Origin of the sequence: Subtercola boreus, from assembly GCF_003399645.1 — a bacterium.
In the GTDB taxonomy this organism is placed as follows: Bacteria; Actinomycetota; Actinomycetes; order Actinomycetales; family Microbacteriaceae; genus Subtercola; species Subtercola boreus_A.
Genome location: NZ_NBXD01000002.1, coordinates 139103 through 153373 on the forward strand (window position 1 = coordinate 139103; position 14271 = coordinate 153373).

Here is a 14271-nt window from a genome sequence, read left to right on the forward strand (position 1 = left end):
CGTCTGGCGCCGGTTCGTCGAGGGGAAAGGCGGGCTTCTCGGCGCGGATCGCCGCTTCGTCGGCGGCGGGTTTCGGTTTGAGCGGAGCGCGCTTGGCGCGCCGGGGCGGGTCGGCGGAGGGGAAGGACTTGCGCGGAGCCGCCGCAGCGGTCTCTGCGGCGGGGGGCGGCGCAGCCGACTGTGCGGCGGGGAGCGGCGCAGCCGGCTGTTCGGAGGGTCGGGGTGCGGCTTCGGGGGCCGCCGCCGGCGCGGCGGATTCGCGCCGGGCGGGGGCGGCCGCAGCATCCGGAGCGGGTTTTGCCTCAGCGAAGGCCGGCGCGTCGGCCGCCTGTGCCAGAACCCGGAACACGACACGGGTTCGACCGATCTGGATGACGGAGTCGGGCTCGACCACCGAGCGGGTGATCGCCTGCCCGTTCAGCTGGGAGCCGTTCGTCGAGTCGAGGTCGTGCACCTCGGCCCTCTTGCCGTCCCACAGGATCTCGATGTGCTTGCGCGAGATACCGGTGTCTTCGACCGTGATGTCGGCCTCGCGGCCGCGGCCGATCACGGTTCGCGCGCGGGTGATGGGGTAGCGCTTGCCCGCGACGTCGAGCACCGGGCTCCAGGTGACGTCGCGCTGGATGGTCGAGCTCTCGATCTCGAGCAGGCCCGCGCTCAGGCGCGGTTGCTCGACGAGCGTCACACTGACACTGCCCGCGAACTGGAAGCTCTGGGCGGCAGCGTGCTTCTGCACGACCTGGGTGAGCTCGTCGACCAGGGTCGGCCCGAGGCTCTTCATGCGCGCGAAATCGCTCGTGCCCACCAGCACGCGAAAGCTGTTGGGAACGAGAATGCGGTCGCGCGAGACCACGGCCGCCTTGGTGTCGAGCTCTCTCTTCAGTGCGGAGCTGATCTCAACCGGTTGCAGCCCCGAGCGAAAGGTCTTCGCGAATGCGCCGTTCACTGCGCGCTCGAGACCCTTCTCGAAGTTGTCCAGTATTCCCACACGTCTCCCATATTTGGTGTGTCAGACAGTGGGTCTGGCACAAGGCGTCGGCATGAATGCTATGACAGATGTTACTTGCCATGGGCGGCAAAGGGTCGATGTGCACATCTTCACCGGTCTTTCGCACCTGTGGAGGAGAGGTTCCGGGCGGGCGTCGTTTTCGGGATCAGGGCATTAGGTGCTAACCTCGCTGAGTTGGCGCGAGTGGCGGAATTGGTAGACGCGCACGGTTCAGGTCCGTGTGTTCGTAAGGACGTGGGGGTTCAAGTCCCCCTTCGCGCACAGACAGATCACCGCATCACATGCAGAGTCAGGTGATGCGGGGATTTTTCATGGGCAGGCCGCACAAGACCGCCGTGCTGTGCTGCTGAACTGCATCTTCCTATGAGGTTCAGAGTCATCAGGTGCAGAATCACCAGTGATTCAGGCTCTGGTTGCGCAGAATGCGGGCAGGTAGTCATGAGGTATGGCCGAACCCCACTCCGAAGCGGCGAGAATCGTCGGTGAGCGCATGCGCGAGACCCGACTGCGTCTCGGCCTGAGCCAGGAAGACGTTGCCGAGCTTGCCGAGATGCACGTCACGAACGTGGGCAAGATCGAGCGGGGCCAGACCAACCCCAGCCTGTCCACCATCGTGGCGATCGCGGGTTCGATGAACGCCGACCCCGGCGAATGGGTCACAGGTCTGACCGCCGACATGATTCCGGGTCGCACGCACAAGTTCACCGCCGCCGACCTGATCCGGGAGCAGAAGCGCCGCCAGGGCTGAGCCGCAGGCTCAGCGCATCCGTCAGCCCAGGATGCCCGGCAGAGCGTCGAGGATGGTCTCGACCTCGGTGCGGGTCGTGTAGTCGACGTGCACGTCGGCGAAGCCCACGGTGCGGTCAGCGTCGACGATCAGCACGGTGGGGAACGGGATGTCGCCGGTCGCGTCGGCGTTGCTGTCTGCCACATCGAAACCCAGCGCGGTGTGGGCCCTGCGGGCATCGGCAGAAGGCTCGGTGAGGATTCCCAGCTGGCGCACGAGCACGTTGGAGGCGTCGGAGAGAACGGTGAACTCGAGCTCACCGCCCTCGACCGCCGCCCGGGACCCGTCGGGAGTCTGCGGGCTGATCGCGATGAGGGCGACACCCTTCTGGGTCAGGGCCGGGAGCAGGTCACGCTGGTAGGTCTTGAGGGTCAGGTTGCAGTAGGGGCACCAGGCTCCGCGGTAGAAGACGATCACCGCCGGTCGACCGGCGAGGGCTGCGGTGAGCGTGACACTGTCTCCATCGGGGGTCTGGAGGTCGGCGTCGGGTACCGTGTCGCCGATCTTCACAGCGTGGTCCGGGGTGCCGGCGTCGTTGAGGGCGACCTGTTCGTCGGCGAAGACGGAGGAGAGTTCCGGGCCGATCTGGGCTGTGAAGCCCTCATTGAAGTCGGTGACCTGTGCGGCGATGGTGGCGGGTGCGGTTGACATGGGTCGAGAGTACGTCGGTGCACTGTGCAGGCCACCCGGCGACGTAACAACTCGTCATGAGCGCGCCGGGCGCATCCGGCACCCCCCCCACGCCGCCCGCTGTGCGGAAAAGCACGCAAACGTGCGGGCTTGGGTGCTTTTGCGCAAAATGCGGCCGCGCGGGCGGGGCTCAGACCCGAGCGGCGGCGGTCAGACCAGAGCGGCGGTCAGACCAGGGCGGGGCTCAGACCAGAGCGGCGGCGGTCAGACCAGGAGGGAGCGGAGCTGGTCGACCGAGTGCACGACCGCGATGGCGCCGGCCGCCTCAGCGGGCGAGCCGTAGCCCCACTCCACCATGATGGGCGGGATGCCGTGCTCGGCCGCTCCCTCCATATCGTGAATGCGGTCGCCCACGAGCACCAGGTTAGACAGGTCGACTCCGGCTTCACGCAGCCGCACCAGGGCCTCAGCGATCACGTCGCCCTTGGCGCTTCGGCTCTCGTCTTCGCTCGACCCCGTGATGACCACGAAGGCCTCTTCGAGGCGGAGGTGCTCGAGGATGCGGTGTGCCTGCACCTCGGACTTCGAGGTGGTGATGGCCAGGGGAACCCCGGCCTTGTGCAGGAACCTCACCAGCCCGACCATGCCCGGGAACGTGACCGCGTCGTCCTGCGGTCCCTCGCTGGCCGCCAGCGCGCGGTAGATACCGAGCGCTTCGGTGGCCTCGGTCTGGTTCATGCCCGCGACGAGCTCGAATCCCTCGAGAATGGGGGGCCCCACGAAGTGCACCAGCTCGGCGGGCAGCGGCACCGGGCGACCCAGGGCGATGAGCGTTCGCGAGAGTCGGCCGATGATGCCCGGGGCCGAGTCGGTGATCGTTCCGTCGAGGTCGAAGAGGATGCACGACCACGGTTTCTGGGGTGACGGGGCTGGGGTAGTCATCACCGACAATCCTAGGGCGCGGCTGTGAGCGGAGCTCGCCTTGGCGCCCGCCCCGTTGGCACATAGGATCGGCTCATCGTGAACACCGGCTCCGTCGACGCACCGCGCAAGCGACCCTCCACCGCGGTCATCCTGACGCTGGTGCTCGTTGTCGTCGCGGCGGTCGTGGTGCTGACGGGCATCCTGCCCCTCGCCGACTCGCTCGCGCTCGCCGACCGGGTCGTTCCGGTGCTGGGGTTTGTGGTGGGCATCACCATCGTCACGGAACTCGCGGCCGAGGCGGGCCTCTTCTCCGTCGTTTCGGGCTGGCTGGCCCGGTGGGGTCGACGCCGGGTGTGGATGCTCTGGCTCTTCGTCATCGTGCTGGCCACCCTGAGTACGATCTTCCTCTCGCTGGACACGACCGCCGTGCTCGTGACACCGGTCGTCGTGCTGCTGGCGCTCGACGCCGGGCTGCCGCCCGTGCCGTTCGCGCTCGCCACGGTCTGGCTCGCGAACACGGCGTCACTGCTGCTGCCCATTTCGAATCTGACCAACCTGTTGGCCGCGACAGAGCTCGCGAGTGTGGCTCCGGATGCTGCGACCATCGATCTGACGAGCCCGCTGGGGTTCGCGTCGCTGGTGTGGGCTCCCGCCCTCGTGGGCATCGTCGTACCCGTGATTCTGCTGTCGCTGCTGTTCCGCCGGCAGCTTCGCGGAACGTACAGGGTGCCGGAACGGGCATCCGTCGTCGACCGGCCCTTGCTCGTGGTGTCGGCCGTCGTCGTCGTGGTGCTGCTGCCGCTGTTGGTCTCGGGGATTCCGGTGTGGATTCCGGCAGCGGCCGGAGCGGTGGTCCTGGTGATCGCGTTCGCATGGCGGCGACCGGCGGCGCTCGGTGTGGGGCTCGGTGTGGGGCTCGTACCGTGGTCGCCCGTCGCCATCGCGTCGGGGTTGTTCGTGCTGGTGGAGGCTCTGCAGGTGCACGGGCTGGGCGCGGCCGTGTCGGCGGTTGCGGGCTCGGGATCGTCGTTCGCGGCCCTGCTGCAGCTCGCAGGGCTCGGCGTCGTCTCGGCGAACGGCATCAACAACCTGCCCGCCTATCTGGTGCTGGAGCCCGCGGCGGGATCGCCGGTGAGGCTCGTCGCGCTGCTGATCGGGGTGAACCTCGGCCCGCTCGTCACACCGTGGGCGTCACTCGCGACCCTGCTGTGGCACGAGAAGGTCACCGCGCAGGGCGTGTCGATCCGCTGGGGCCGCTTCGTGTTTGCCGGGCTGGTGGCGGTCGTGGTGACGGTGCCGCTCGCTGTACTGGCGCTCTGGCTGAGCGCCGGTGCGCCCCAGATGTGAGCATTGTTCGCTAATGTGATGCGATGGACCTCGACGACGGCATAGCTGAACTCGACGATCGTGCAGACCTCGCCGACCTCACCGACCTCGATCGCCTCGCGGAGGAGCTCTGCGGGCTTCTGGCCAGCCAGGGGGACGAAGCGTGGCGGCAATTCCTCACCCGGTGGGCGGTCGGTTTGCGCACAGGCTCCATCGAGCCGGAGCAGTTCTTCTGGGGCTGGGGCGGCATGGGAGGTTTCTCGGACTACTACATCGATCCCGTCGACGCCGACAGAAACCGAAGTGAGACCGTTGATGCCTTCAACCGGGCGTTTCGCGACCTGCAGGGCAGACTCATGCTGACGGCCGAAAAGATCCGGGCGGCGCGAACGGCGCCAGCGGGCGGCAGTGGCGACTCAGAATAGCCTGCTCTCGCTGTCGTCGAGGCCGCGCATGGCGTCGTAGTCGAGCAGCAGGGTACGGATGCCGCGGTCGTGCGCGAGCGTTCGGGCCTGCGGCTTGATCTCCTGGGCCGCGAAGATTCCGGTCACGGGAGCGAGGTGCGGATCGCGGTTCATTAGTTCGAGGTACCGCGTCAGCTGTTCGACCCCGTCGATGTCTCCGCGGCGTTTCAGCTCGACCGCGACCGCGGCCCCCTTCGCATCTCGGGCGAGGATGTCGACCGGCCCGATCGCGGTCATGTATTCGCGACGTACCAGCACGTGGCCCTCGCCCAGCAACTCGATCTGCTCGGCCAGCAGCTTCTGGAGATGGGCTTCCACTCCGTCCTTCACCAGACCGGGATCGACTCCGAGATCGTGCGACGCATCGGAGAACACCTCGTGGATCGACACCACGAGAAGATCAGCCGTCTTCGCATGGGTGACCTTCCAGAGCTGGGTGATACCGGCATCCCGCTGCTCGTCGTCTGGCTCCAGAATTTGGAGCGTGCACGGCGGGCTCATCCAGTTGAGGGGCTTGTAGGAGCCGCCGTCGCTGTGCACGAGGATGCTGCCGTCGTTCTTCAGCATCAACAGGCGGGTCGCGAGGGGCAGGTGAGCGCTCAGTCGACCGGCGTAGTCGACGGCGCATCGGGCTATGACAAGACGCACCCCCCGAGTTTAGGCGTGGGTTCAGGGCCGAACGAAGCGCCCCGAACGCTCGCGGGCGGCGGGGGAGGCCAGCGCGGCGAGGATGAGCAGCGCCAGAATCACGTAGAGGGCGTTCAGGATGCCGAACTGCTGACCGAGAAAGCCGAGCAGGGGCGGTCCCGCGAGAAACGCGAGATAGCCGATCATCGCGACGGCGCTGACGCGCGCGGTGGCCTTCACGGGGTCGTCTGCGGCCGCAGACATGCCCACGGGGAATCCGAGCGAGGCGCCGAGGCCCCACAGCACAGCTCCGACCACAGCCATCCAGAAGCTCGGCGCGAGGATGAAACCGAGCAGGCCGATCGCGCCGAAAAGCGCCGACCAGCGGAGGATCGGCACGCGCCCGAAACGGTCGAGGAGGGGCCCGCCGGCTACGCGGCCGAGCGTCATTGCCGCGACGAAGACGCCGAAGACGAGGGCGCCGGTCGTGTTGCTCTGGTGATGCCCGTCGACCGTGGCGATGGCCAACCAGTCGTTCGCCGAACCCTCGGCGAACGCCATCCCGAGCATGATGAGGCCGATCAACAGCAGGCGGGTGTCGGCCCAGACCGAGAGGTTCTCCCGCATCCGCACCGCCAGGGGGGCCTGGGGAGTATCGACCGCCGCTTTCGCATCGATGTGCTCGGGGATGTACCTCACGATGACGACCCCGGTCACCGCGATCAGCACGGCCATCACCCCGAGGTGCCAGGCGACGGGGATGTCGAGGGCCGAGGCGGCCGCGCCGATCCCTGCGCCCGCCACCGTGCCGAAGCTGAAGAAGGCGTGCATGAGGGGGAGGAGCGTTCGTCCGACGGCGCGTTCGACCGCGGCGCCCTCGACGTTGATCATGACGTCGGCGGCGCCGTTGCCGAAGCCGAGGATGGCGAGGAAGATCATGCCCAGCGCGAGCTCGGGGAAGAAGGTCGCCGTGACCCCGACGCCGGCGATGCCGACAGCGACGAGGGCCATGCTGAACGCAATGCCCCGACGCGGGCCGAGGTGGGAGAGCAGCTGCTGGGAGGCGATGAGGCCGATCACCGCGCCGCCGGAGAGGCCGAGGATGAGCAGGCCCACCTGAGAGGTGTCGAGGCGCAGGTCATCGCGAACGGCAGGAAGACGGGAGACCCAGGTTGCGATCGCCAGACCGCTGAGAGTGAAGACGACGAAGATCGCGTTTCGCCAGGCGCGGAGGCCGGGGGTGCTCGAGAGCTTCGCGACGGCGCCCTGGGTTGCGTCGGCTGTGCCCCGGGGTGTTTCGGCTGTGCCCCGGGGTGTTTCGGCGGTGTCCGGGGTTGCGTCGGCTGTGCCCGGGGTTGCGTCGGCGGCCGGTGCGGTGAAGTCGGCGGGCTTCGGCATGGGGGTTCCTCGGGGCTCTGATGCTGTGGGTTCAGGGGGAATGCGGTGCGGGAGGGCCGCTATCGAATCGATTCGATCGGCCCATGACTAGGCTATGGGATGTGGGTGCAGACAATCAACCTCATGTCGACGGCGACGTGGTGACGAAGGCGGGCCAGGCTCGGCCGACCCTCGCAGACGTTGCGAAACGTGCCGGGGTTTCGGGTTCCACCGCGTCCATCGCGTTCAGTGGCGTCGGCTCCATCTCCGAGGCGACGCGCTCGCGCGTGCTGCGGGCGGCCGATGAGCTGCGGTACTTCGGGCCCGATCCGCGCGCACGCTCCCTGCGGCAGGGTCGGTCGGGCATCGTGGGCGTGGTGCTGGAGGATCGTGTGCTGCACTCCTTCCGAGATCCCATGACGATCGCAGTGCTCGACGGAATCTCGCAGGAACTCGATGCGGAGCACGGCGGGATGCTGCTGCTCACGTCGACCGGTGTCGGGGAGTCGACAATCCAGAGCGCGGTCTTCGATGCCGCCGTCTTTCTCGGCTGCAGCCCTCACCTCCGGCGGTCGATCGAGGTGATGCGGCAGCGCAACATCCCGATGGTCGCGATCGAGGGCCAACCATTCGACGGGGTTTTGAGCGTCGCGCTCGACAATCGCGAGGCATCCGCTCGCCTGGCAGCGCACCTGCACGGTCTTGGGCACCGTGCAGTTGCCACCGTGACCCTGCCGATGGATGCCCGGCGGGAGCTGCTGGAACTCGATGCGTCGGTCGTCGCCGGGGCCACGACGGCGGTGAGTATCGACCGGCTGGCCGGTGCGCGTGAGGTGTATCCCGCGCTGGGCGGGTTCGTGGCGGCGAACTCGTCGAGCGACGAGGGGTATGCGGCTGGGTTGAGGGTGCTCGGGGCGGGCGGCGGCTCGGGGCGCCCCACCGCGATCATGGCACAGAGCGACCTGCTCGCCGTGGGGGTCATCCGCGCGGCGGAGTCGCTCGGCCTCCGCGTGCCCGCCGACCTGACTGTGGTCGGTTTCGACGGTGCCCGTATCGAGGGCCTCAGCGACCACGACCTGACGACCATGGTTCAGCCCGCGACCGAGAAAGGCCGTGCCGCCGGGCGTGCGGTGACCGAGCTGCTGGCGGGCGAGCACCCGCCCGACGTCGCCTTCACCTGCGACCTGCACATCGGCACGACCTCCGGGCCGCCGCACCGCTGATGACGGCGACCCGTTGATGCCGCAGTGCCACTGATCTCCCGCCCCACCGACGCGGCGCGGAGGCGTCAACTCTGACTTTTTTCTCATCGATTCTGCAGAGTGACGTAATAGTGCGGCTCACAACGACTCTCTGTCTGTGACAGGCCAGCGGGTCGCCGTCACACATCGTGACTGAGTTCGTGCGCTGGTGAAGAACCAACCCGAAAGAGACCTCCGTGAAGATCAATCACTCGTTTGCACGCAAAGCCGTCGTCGTTGCCACCACGCTCGCCCTCACCGCAGCCATCTCTGCGTCTGGTGCGGGCGCGGCGAATGCCTTCACCTGCAGCGCCCACGGCACGACCGGGCCCATCTGCATACCTGCGAAGCGTTAGGTCAACGCGCATTCAGACCGTGCGCAGAGGCCTGGGAGAAGCGCGCACGGCAGGATGGGTGCATGCTTCTCACCGTTCTCGGAACAGCCAACCCCTTCCCCGTGCCCGGCAACGCCTGCTCGGGATACCTGTTGCGGTCGGCGGCGGCTCCGGATGCCCGCCCGACCGCCCTCTGGATCGACGCCGGTTCGGGCACTCTCGCCGAGCTGCAGCGGCACATCGCCCTCGATGAACTCGACGCGGTGTTCGTCTCGCACCGGCATGCAGACCACACGTCCGACCTCCTCGTGGCCTCGTATGCGCTGAGGTTCGGGGTTGAGGGGGCGGCTGACGCCGCCGCCGGCGGTGTCGGCGGGTCGGGGCTGGCCCGGCGCGTGCGGGTGTTCGGCCCCGAGGGTCTTGCGGAGCGGCTGGCCGATTTTCTCGGTCCGGGCTCGCTCGCGGGACTTCTGACGGTGTTCGAGTTCGTCGAGTTGCACGGCTGGGGCGAAGCGGTGGTCGGAGAGCTCGGACTCGCGTGGGGTCCGGTGTCGCACGGCGTGCCGGCGTTCGGGCTGACCGTTCGCGGCGCCACCACCGCCAGCGCTGCCCCGCGCAGCGGGTTCACGTACTCCGGCGACACGGCGCCCTGTATCTCGCTCGTCGAGCTGGCGGAGGAGTCGTCGACGCTGCTCTGCGAGGTCGGGTACTCTGTGGCGCCGGACGACGAGTACGTGCACTGCACGCCCGAAGACGCCGGGCGCCAGGCGACCGAAGCCGGCGTCGAAACCCTCATCCTCACGCACCTCGCTCAGGGCCTCGAGGCGTCAGCCGCCGTCGAACGCGCGCGCACCACCTTCGAGGGGACCGTGCAGGTGGCGACACCCGGCGCGACCTTCGCCGTCTGAACCGGCACCCTATGGGGCCCACTGTGCGGCGACACGCGTACATGCCCCGTCCGCCAGCGACCCCGCCCCGCCGACGCCTTCGCCCCGCCAGCGACCCGACCGCCAGCGACTCCGCCCCGCCGCCGACCAGCGGTGCGCCGACGCCGGCGCTACGCGGGCGCCCCGGCGATCATCCAGCGCTCCGTGCGCGCCCGAAGCCCCAGCGTCAGCGCACGCGCGCCGATGTACCCGTACCCGAACGCCGCCCACAACCACACCAGCGCCGCATCGCCACCCGGCGCCAGCACCACTGCGAGTCCGAGCAGCGGAGCGTAGACCGCCAGGTTCACGAGCCCGCTGATCGCCAGGTAGCGCGCGTCGCCCGCCCCGATCAGCACCCCGTCGAGCACGAAGACGTATCCCGCGAGCGGGATGCCCGCCGCCATCGCCAGCGCCGTCACCCCGAGGGCCCGCTGCACCTCGCTGCTCGATGTGAAGACAGGCCCCAGAAGTCCCAGCGCGGCGACCAGCGCCAGGAGCCCTCCGAGCACGGCACCCGCGGCCAGCCCCCAGAGCACGAGCCGCCGCGTGACCTCCCTCACCCGCGCGACATCGCCGGAGCCGAGACCGTGGCCCACCATCGCCTGCCCGGCGATCGCCAGAGCGTCGAGAATGAACGCCAGCGTCGTGAACAGCGTCAGCGCGATCTGGAAGGCGCCGAGTTCGACGACGCCGAGCGTCGCTGCGACGGCGACCGTGGCGAGGATGGCTGCCCGGAGGCTCACCGTGCGAACGAACAGCCAGGCTCCGGATGCTGCGGCCGACCCCACTCCGTCGAGGCCCGGTCGGAGGCTCGCGCCACTGGCCCGGGCCGCTCGCACAGCGATGACGAGGTAGACCGCTGCCATCCCCCACTGCGCGATGACCGTTCCGGCCGCGGAGCCGGCGATTCCCCACCCGAATCCGTAGATGAACAGCGCGTTCAGGCCCGCATTCGCGGCGAAGCCGGCGACCGCGACCACGAGCGGAGTTCGGGTGTCCTGCAGGCCTCGCAGCAGCCCGGTCGCCGCGATGACCAGCAGCATGGCGGGCAGACCGGCCAGCGAGACGGTGAGGTAGGTGACGGCATCCGATGCCACGGCAGTATCGGCGGTGAACAGGCCGACGACGGGCCGCGCGAAGAGGAGGCCGAGCAGAACCACGACCACACCGAGGCCCAGCGCGAGCCAGAGCCCGTCGACACCGGCCCGGATGGCCCCCGTGCGGTCGCCGGCCCCCAGGCGCCGGGCCACCGCGGGGGTCGTCGCGTATGCGAGGAAGATCAACAGCCCGATGACCGTCTGCACGATTGCGCTCGCGATGGAGAGGGCCGCCAGCGGTACCTCCCCCAGGTGACCGATGAGAGCCGTGTCGGTGAGCAGGAACAGAGGCTCGGCCACGAGGGCGCCGAGCGCGGGCACGGCGAGACCCAGGATGTCGCGGTCGAGGCTCGGAACGGGCATCCACCAAACGTAGCCATCACCGCCGACACCCGGTGCAACGGGGTCTTCGGATGCGCGGAGCCCCCGCTCTGCCGAGTGTCAGACGGCGTCGGTAGTGTGGGGGGTATGAGCGAAACCGGCATCGACACCACCGAACTCGACCCCGAGACCCGTGCGCAGGACGACCTGTTCAGGCACGTCAACGGCCGCTGGATCGAGCGCACAGAGATCCCCGCCGACAAGGCGCGGTACGGCTCCTTCTACGAGCTCGCCGAAGAGGCCGAGAAGGCCGTGCAACAGATCATCACCGAGGCCCAGGCGGCGTCGGAGGGTACTGAAGAGCGCAAGTTCGGCGACCTCTACACGAGCTTCATGGACGAGCAGCGCATCGAGCAGCTCGGCACGGCGCCGATCGACGGGCAATTGGCGCTGGTCGCCGGCATCCACTCGATCGAGGATTTCATTCGTACGGTCGGGCGCCTCGAACGCCAGGGTGTGGGCGGCTTCTTCCACCTGTTCGTCGACAACGACCCCGGCAACCCTGAGCGCTACCTCGTCTTCGTCGAGCAGGGCGGCATCACGCTGCCCGACGAGAGCTACTACCGCGAGGAGAAGTTCGAGAGCATCCGGGAGGCGTACGTCGCGCACATCCAGCGCATGTTCGAGCTGGTCAGCGCGTCCGGGCCGGAAAGCGCTGCCGACCGCGCCCGGCTCGTCTTCGACCTCGAGACCGCCGTCGCGGGCAAGCATTGGGACAACGTGAAGACCCGCGACGCCCAGGCCACGTACAACCTGTTTTCGTGGGCCGACCTGCTGGCCCTCTTCTCCGGTGCGGCCGGTGACGACTCCCCCGCCGGCGCCCTCACCCTGTGGCGCGATGCCCTCGATGCGCCGGTGGGCGTGCTCGACGAGGTCGTGGTGCGCGAGCCCAGCTTCCTCGAGGGCCTGTCGTCGCTCCTCACCGAAGACCGCCTGGAGCAGTGGAAGAGCTGGCTGTCGTGGAAGATCATCCACGGCGCAGCGGCCTTCCTCCCCTCGGTCTTCGTGGAGGAGAACTTCGAGTTCTACGGCCACGCCCTCACCGGAACGCCGTCGATCCGAGCCCGCTGGAAGCGCGGCGTCTCGCTCGTCGAGGGCTCCATGGGTGAGGCCGTCGGGCGCATCTACGTCGAGCGTCACTTCGGCGGCACGGCCAAGGCCGCGATGGATGTCCTGGTGGCCAACCTCATCGAGGCCTACCGCCGGTCGATCACCGAGCTCGCCTGGATGACGCCGTCGACCCGCGAACGCGCACTCGAGAAACTGACCAAGTTCACGCCGAAGATCGGTTTCCCGGCGAAGTGGCGCGACTACTCGGCTCTCGACCTCGATGCGTCGAGCCTGTTCGACAACGTTCGCGCGACAGCCGAGTTCGAGTTCCAGCGTGAGCTCGGCAAGGTCGGCAGACCGCTCGACCGTGACGAATGGTTCATGACCCCGCAGACGATCAACGCGTACTACAACCCCGGGTTCAACGAGATCGTGTTCCCGGCGGCCATTCTGCAGTATCCGTTCTTCGACGAGACGCGTGATGCCGCGGCCAACTACGGTGCGATCGGCGCTGTCATCGGGCACGAGATCGGCCATGGGTTCGACGACCAGGGTTCGCGCTTCGACGGAGGCGGCCGCCTCACCGACTGGTGGACATCCGAAGACCGGGAAGCCTTCGAGAAGCTCACCGCCTCGCTGATCGCGCAGTACGACGCCCTTGCCCCGGCACAGGTGCCCGACAATCACGTGAACGGTGCGTTGACAATCGGGGAGAACATCGGCGACCTCGGCGGGCTGGGCATAGCGTGGAAGGCGTATCTGATCTCGCTCGACGGCGCAGAGCCGCCGGTGATCGAGGGGCTGAGCGGCGCCCAGCGGTTCTTCCTGTCGTGGGCACAGGCCTGGCAGCAGAAGTCGAGAGACGAAGAGGTGATCCGTTTGCTCGCGATCGATCCGCATTCGCCGAACGAGTTCCGGTGCAACCAGATCGTGCGCAACATCGGTGAGTTCTACGAAGCATTCTCGGTCGTCGAGACCGACGGGCTCTGGTTGGCACCGGATGATCGGGTGACCATCTGGTAGGTTCGACGTTCCGACAGCGGGGGTTGAGCGACCCCGGCAAGGTGCTTGCGATGCGGCTGGCGACGACTGCAGACAAGGGAAGACAACGGTGGTACAGGCGATGCGAAAAGACCGGCGGAGGGCCCAGTCCGGTCTTCCGAGCGGGCGACGATCGAGCGCATCACACGACACCGAGACGTTCAAGCGCGGCTTCGTCTCGCTGACGAAGCTTGCCCTGTCGGGCGTTCAGATCACCGCGTCGGCGCTCGACGTCACCTCGGAGAAGGTGCTGTTCTCGATCGACGACCACCTGTCGGTTCCGACCGCCAGCCTGGGCAAGGTGCTGCTGCTGATCGAGGTGGCCGCGCGACTCACCCAGCGCGACATCTCGGCACACGGGCTCCTCGACCGCACGGTGGTCGACTCGGCCGCAGACACCGGGCTCTGGCAGCACCTGCAGGTGCCCACCCTCCCGGTCGCCGATCTCGCCGTTCTGGTCGGAGCGACGAGCGACAACCTCGCCACGAATGTTCTGCTCCGGCACATCGGGCTCGACGCGGTGCGGGCGCGCGGTGAGGCGCTGGGGCTGCACCGCACTTTTCTGCTCGACAAGGTGCGCGACTTCCGTGGCCCCGACGACGCCCCGCACTTCTCTGTCGGTTCGGCGCGCGAACTGGCCACGCTGTTCCGCAACCTCGCCGAGGGCAGCGTGGTCGATGTCGCGACCAGCCAGCAGGTGCTCGCCTGGCTCGGGCTCGGCAGCGACTTGTCGATGGTGGCCAGCGCGTTCGGGCTCGATCCGCTGTCGCACCAGCACTCCGATCACGGGTTGCTGCTCATCAACAAGACCGGCTCGGGCGAGGGCATCCGTTCGGAGGTCGGCGTTCTCCGCGGCCAGCGCGCGAGCGTGGCCTACGCCATCACCATGCGGTTCAACGACTCGGAGCTCACCGGTCGCCTCGCGGTGCTCGAGGGCATGCGAACCCTGGGCACCGACATCCTGGAGTACGTGTACTGACGCATCGCCCCGGCCGCCGCGCGCACTCTCTTCAAGCAGGCAAGCAGGCAGGCAGGCAGCGCTGCGGCGCTCGT

At 68.3% G+C, this 14271-nt stretch carries 13 protein-coding genes, 1 tRNA gene and 1 pseudogene; 9 read left to right on the forward strand and 6 right to left on the reverse strand.

What is annotated here, in order from left to right; translation table 11 throughout:
• Positions 1-319: 319 nt before the first annotated feature.
• A pseudogene (locus B7R24_RS18495) lies at positions 320-988 on the reverse strand (FhaA domain-containing protein); the annotation flags it as partial.
• A 198-nt stretch (positions 989-1186) separates the two neighbouring features.
• Between B7R24_RS18495 and B7R24_RS00785 the strand changes: the two are divergent.
• A tRNA-Leu gene (locus B7R24_RS00785) sits at positions 1187-1270 on the forward strand.
• Positions 1271-1454: 184 nt separating this feature from the next.
• Positions 1455-1757 carry a helix-turn-helix domain-containing protein gene (locus B7R24_RS00790; RefSeq protein ID WP_116417077.1) on the forward strand — a complete coding sequence of 101 codons (303 nt, stop codon included), beginning with the start codon at positions 1455-1457 and terminating at the stop codon, positions 1755-1757.
• 21 nt (positions 1758-1778) lie between these two features.
• On the opposite strand, the gene B7R24_RS00795 is transcribed toward B7R24_RS00790, so the two are convergent.
• Both B7R24_RS00795 and B7R24_RS00800 read right to left on the reverse strand, forming a co-directional pair.
• The gene (locus tag B7R24_RS00795; RefSeq protein WP_116417078.1) at positions 1779-2447 is read right to left on the reverse strand and encodes a peroxiredoxin-like family protein; all 669 of its coding nucleotides are present in this window, start codon (positions 2445-2447) and stop codon (positions 1779-1781) included.
• Positions 2448-2690: 243 nt separating this feature from the next.
• Positions 2691-3368: an HAD hydrolase-like protein gene (locus B7R24_RS00800; protein ID WP_116417079.1), complete on the reverse strand. Its 678-nt coding sequence runs from the start codon at positions 3366-3368 to the stop codon at positions 2691-2693.
• A gap of 78 nt (positions 3369-3446) precedes the next feature.
• On the opposite strand from B7R24_RS00800, the gene B7R24_RS00805 reads away from it, so the two are divergent.
• On the forward strand, positions 3447-4697 hold the full coding sequence (locus B7R24_RS00805; RefSeq protein ID WP_253259184.1) for an SLC13 family permease: 1251 nt from the start codon (positions 3447-3449) through the stop codon (positions 4695-4697).
• Positions 4698-4720: 23 nt separating this feature from the next.
• The gene (locus tag B7R24_RS00810) at positions 4721-5101 is read left to right on the forward strand and encodes a hypothetical protein (protein ID WP_116417080.1); all 381 of its coding nucleotides are present in this window, start codon (positions 4721-4723) and stop codon (positions 5099-5101) included.
• On the opposite strand, the gene nucS is transcribed toward B7R24_RS00810, so the two are convergent.
• A complete protein-coding gene (gene nucS, locus B7R24_RS00815; protein WP_116417081.1) occupies positions 5093-5788 on the reverse strand; it encodes an endonuclease NucS in 696 nt (231 codons plus the stop codon). The two genes, B7R24_RS00810 and nucS, sit on opposite strands and share 9 nt — an antisense overlap.
• Positions 5789-5809: 21 nt before the next feature.
• On the reverse strand, positions 5810-7165 hold the full coding sequence (locus B7R24_RS00820; protein ID WP_216363582.1) for an MFS transporter: 1356 nt from the start codon (positions 7163-7165) through the stop codon (positions 5810-5812).
• Between the two features lie 101 nt (positions 7166-7266).
• On the opposite strand from B7R24_RS00820, the gene B7R24_RS00830 reads away from it, so the two are divergent.
• The 3 genes from B7R24_RS00830 to B7R24_RS00835 all read left to right on the forward strand — a co-directional run bounded on the left by B7R24_RS00830 (position 7267) and on the right by B7R24_RS00835 (position 9628).
• Complete coding sequence (locus B7R24_RS00830; RefSeq protein ID WP_253259185.1) at positions 7267-8367, forward strand: LacI family DNA-binding transcriptional regulator; 1101 nt, start codon at positions 7267-7269, stop codon at positions 8365-8367.
• 215 nt (positions 8368-8582) lie between these two features.
• Positions 8583-8741 (forward strand): hypothetical protein, encoded by a 159-nt coding sequence (locus tag B7R24_RS17465; RefSeq protein ID WP_172582649.1) that lies wholly within the window; start codon positions 8583-8585, stop codon positions 8739-8741.
• A 62-nt stretch (positions 8742-8803) separates the two neighbouring features.
• On the forward strand, positions 8804-9628 hold the full coding sequence (locus tag B7R24_RS00835; RefSeq protein ID WP_116417083.1) for an MBL fold metallo-hydrolase: 825 nt from the start codon (positions 8804-8806) through the stop codon (positions 9626-9628).
• Positions 9629-9777: 149 nt separating this feature from the next.
• Here the strand turns inward: B7R24_RS00835 and B7R24_RS00840 are convergent, their stop codons facing one another.
• Entirely contained in the window at positions 9778-11109 is a 1332-nt protein-coding gene (locus B7R24_RS00840; protein WP_116417084.1) for an MATE family efflux transporter, read from the reverse strand.
• A 105-nt stretch (positions 11110-11214) separates the two neighbouring features.
• On the opposite strand from B7R24_RS00840, the gene B7R24_RS00845 reads away from it, so the two are divergent.
• Positions 11215-13200 carry a M13 family metallopeptidase gene (locus tag B7R24_RS00845; RefSeq protein WP_116417085.1) on the forward strand — a complete coding sequence of 662 codons (1986 nt, stop codon included), beginning with the start codon at positions 11215-11217 and terminating at the stop codon, positions 13198-13200.
• Positions 13201-13288: 88 nt separating this feature from the next.
• Positions 13289-14197, forward strand: a complete 909-nt coding sequence (locus B7R24_RS00850; protein ID WP_253259186.1) for a serine hydrolase — start codon at positions 13289-13291, stop codon at positions 14195-14197.
• Positions 14198-14271: the final 74 nt, after the last annotated feature.

What these genes read in the sequence shown, in the direction of transcription:
- B7R24_RS00790 (WP_116417077.1), top strand. Translation starts at nt 1,455, where the DNA reads ATGGCCGAACCCCACTCCGAAGCGGCGAGAATCGTCGGTGAGCGCATG.
- B7R24_RS00795 (WP_116417078.1), bottom strand. Translation starts at nt 2,447, where the DNA reads ATGTCAACCGCACCCGCCACCATCGCCGCACAGGTCACCGACTTCAAT.
- B7R24_RS00800 (WP_116417079.1), bottom strand. Translation starts at nt 3,368, where the DNA reads ATGACTACCCCAGCCCCGTCACCCCAGAAACCGTGGTCGTGCATCCTC.
- B7R24_RS00810 (WP_116417080.1), top strand. Translation starts at nt 4,721, where the DNA reads ATGGACCTCGACGACGGCATAGCTGAACTCGACGATCGTGCAGACCTC.
- B7R24_RS00820 (WP_216363582.1), bottom strand. Translation starts at nt 7,165, where the DNA reads ATGCCGAAGCCCGCCGACTTCACCGCACCGGCCGCCGACGCAACCCCG.
- B7R24_RS00835 (WP_116417083.1), top strand. Translation starts at nt 8,804, where the DNA reads ATGCTTCTCACCGTTCTCGGAACAGCCAACCCCTTCCCCGTGCCCGGC.
- B7R24_RS00840 (WP_116417084.1), bottom strand. Translation starts at nt 11,109, where the DNA reads ATGCCCGTTCCGAGCCTCGACCGCGACATCCTGGGTCTCGCCGTGCCC.
- B7R24_RS00845 (WP_116417085.1), top strand. Translation starts at nt 11,215, where the DNA reads ATGAGCGAAACCGGCATCGACACCACCGAACTCGACCCCGAGACCCGT.